2 protein-coding genes are annotated in these 2,951 nt (G+C 69.9%); one reads left to right on the top strand and one right to left on the bottom strand.

The window, feature by feature from the left end:
• Positions 1–266: 266 nt before the first annotated feature.
• Positions 267–1,934, top strand: coding sequence for a sigma-54-dependent Fis family transcriptional regulator (locus Q7W29_09085; protein ID MDO9171971.1), 1,668 nt, complete (start codon positions 267–269; stop codon positions 1,932–1,934).
• A 12-nt stretch (positions 1,935–1,946) separates the two neighbouring features.
• Here Q7W29_09085 and Q7W29_09080 read toward each other — a convergent pair.
• A partial coding sequence (locus tag Q7W29_09080) for a cyclic beta 1-2 glucan synthetase (protein ID MDO9171970.1) occupies positions 1,947–2,951 on the bottom strand: 1,005 nt, incomplete at its 5' end.

The following is a 2,951-nucleotide window of genomic DNA, read 5'->3' as shown; positions in this document are numbered from 1 at the left end:
GATGTGCATGAGGGTGTAGAAACCCACCGGAGCTCCGACCCTCTGCTTCTCGTCGGCGAGCCGCTCGATCTTCAGGCGCCAGTGTTCGAGTTGTGACTCCATCTTCCCAATGTCATGCTCCACGGAGTCCTCCTTCGGAGGGGCACCCACGGCCCAAGCCACTTTCGTGCCGCGCCTAACTGATTAAGGGGCAAGGGTTCTCGCAGAATCTGGTGCTTGCCGGGTCCATCATAACGAGGTAAACTCGATCAAAAGGGAGGTGGCGCATGCGCGTCGAGGATCTCAAGATCAGCGAACTGGTAGAGTTCGATTCCGAGGGCGGTTTGGTCCGTTTCGCGAACCAGCGCGCGCTCATCTTCGACGCCACGGCGAAGGGGAACCTGTCCAAGGAGCTGATCGACCACTTCGGCGCCAGCACCGCGCGCGCCGTCCTGACCCGGTTCGGCTACGTCCAGGGCTGGCGCATGGCCACGGCGACCCAGGAACTGTTCCAGTGGGAGAGCGAGACCGACTGGCAGGAGGCCTGCGGCCGCATCCACATGCTCGGCGGCATGTACCACATGGGCGCGGGCACGCCTGGTTCGCTGACGAAGGACGGCCTCACGGTCGTCGGCTCGTACGAGGCGGAGCAGCACCTCGCCCACCTGGGCAAGAGCGACACCCCGGTCTGCTGGACCATCTGCGGCATCATGAGCGGGTACCTGAGCCGGTCGATGGACAAGGAGATCTACGTCCTGGAAGAGCGCTGCGTGGGCCGCGGCGACGCGGTGTGCCACTTCCTCGCGCGCACGCTCGAGGAGTGGGGCGACGAGCGGTCCGACGAGCTCCGCTTCTACCACGTCGAGAACCTCAAGGAGTGGCTCGAGCCCTCGCTGCACCTGATCACCGAGGATCTCAAGGAGACCGAGCGCAAGCTCCGCGTGAAGAAGCGCGTGCTCGCCCGCGTGGCGCCGGACGCGCTGGATCCGCTCGGGATCATCGCCCGCAGCCCCGCCATGCGCCGGGTCGTCGATCTCGCCCGGCGCATCGCGCTGGTGGACTCCACCGTCCTGATCACGGGCGAGAGCGGGACGGGCAAGGAGCTGATCTCGCAGCTGGTGCACGAGCAGTCCACCCGCGCGTCCCGCCCGTTCATCGCCGTCAACTGCGGCGCCATCACCGAGTCGCTGCTCGAGAGCGAGCTGTTCGGGCACGCGCGCGGGTCCTTCACGGGAGCCGTCCAGGAGCGGCCGGGCCTGTTCGAGGCGGCCAACGGCGGCACCCTGCTGCTCGACGAGATCGGCGACGTCTCGCCCGGCATGCAGGTCAAGCTGCTGCGGGTCCTCCAGGAACGCGAGATCCGCCGCGTCGGCGAGAACAAGAGCCGGCCCGTGAACGTGCGGGTGATCGCCGCGACGAACCGCGAGCTCGCGGCGGACATCGCCGAGGGCCGCTTCCGCAAGGACCTCTACTACCGGTTGAACGTCGTGCAGTTGCACGTGCCGTCGCTGCGGGACCGGCGCGAGGACATCCTGCCGCTGGCGAGGATCCTGCTGGCCGAGGCGGCCAAGCGGATGAAGCGGCCCGTCACCGGGTTCGTCCCGCGCGCCGCCGACCAGCTGCTGAGGTACGACTGGCCCGGCAACGTGCGCGAGCTGGAGAACGCCATCGAGCGCGCCGTCGCGCTCGGCAGCACGAACCTCGTCGGGTACGACGACCTGCCCGAGGAGGTCCGGCAGGCGGTCCCGATCCCGTCGGTGACGGGGCCGGTGCGGGCGCTCGAGGAGATCGAGAAGGACTACATCCTGGCGGTGCTCGACCTCAACGAGGGCAACCAGACCCGCACCGCCAAGCAGCTCGACATCGGCTCGGCGACGCTGTCCAGGAAGCTCCGGAGCTGGGGCGTGGGCCGTGACACCCGCAAGGCGGCGGGCGACGGTTCCGAAGCGGACTGAGCGCGCCGCCCGCTACGCCGCCGGCGCCGCGACCGTCACCACGACGTCGTGCTCACGCCGGTCGTCGATGAGCGGCAACGAGTCGCCATCCAGGACGGCGCCCTCCAGCGCCACGCGCGTCCCGCCGCCACCGCCGGCGACCTGCCGGATCTCGATGTGGTAGACGGTTTCCCGGAACCGGTAGTGCACCCGGTAGGACTCCCACGCCGCGGGCAGGCAGGGCGCGAAGCGCAGCCTGTTCGCTTCCAGGTTCAGGCCCAGGAGCGACTCGGTCAGCAGCCGGTACATCCAGCCGGCCGAGCCCGTGTACCACGTCCAGCCGCCGCGGCCGGTGTGCGGCGGGACGGCGTAGACGTCGGCGGCGACCACGTACGGTTCCACCTTGTAGACGGCCGCGTCCTGCGGCGTGGCGGCGTGGTTCACGGGGTTGATCATGGACGCGAGATCCCAGGCGCACCGCCGGTCGCCCAGGGCGGCGAACGCCATCGCCGCCCAGATCGCCGCGTGGGTGTACTGGCCGCCGTTCTCCCGCACTCCCGGCGGGTAGCCCTTGATGTAGCCGGGTTCGAGGGACGAGACCGCGAACGGCGGGTCCAGCAGCTGGACCAGGCCGTCGCCGCGGCGGACGAGACGCTGGTCCACCGCCGCCATCGCCTCGCTTGAGCGCGCGGCGTCGCCGCCCGGGGCGAGCGCCGACCAGCTCTGGACGATCGAGTCGATCCGGCACTCGGGGTTGCCGGCGGATCCCAGGGGCGTGCCGTCGTCGAAGTACGCCCGGCGATACCACGCGCCGTCCCAGCCGTTCGCTTCAACGTTCTGCCGCGTCCGGGCGGCCTCCCGCCGGCAGCGCTCGGCGAAGGCGCCGTCGCCGTGCCGGTCGGCGACCTCGGCGAACCGCGTCAGCACCTCCTGCAGGAAGAAGCCCAGCCAGACGCTCTCGCCCCTGCCCTGCACCCCCACCAGGTTCATGCCGTCGTTCCAGTCGCCGCTCCCGATGAGCGGCAGCTCGTGCTCGCC

The organism is bacterium (genome assembly GCA_030654305.1).
Taxonomy (GTDB): Bacteria; Krumholzibacteriota; Krumholzibacteriia; order LZORAL124-64-63; family LZORAL124-64-63; genus PNOJ01.
This window is presented reverse-complemented; position numbering and strand designations above follow the sequence as displayed.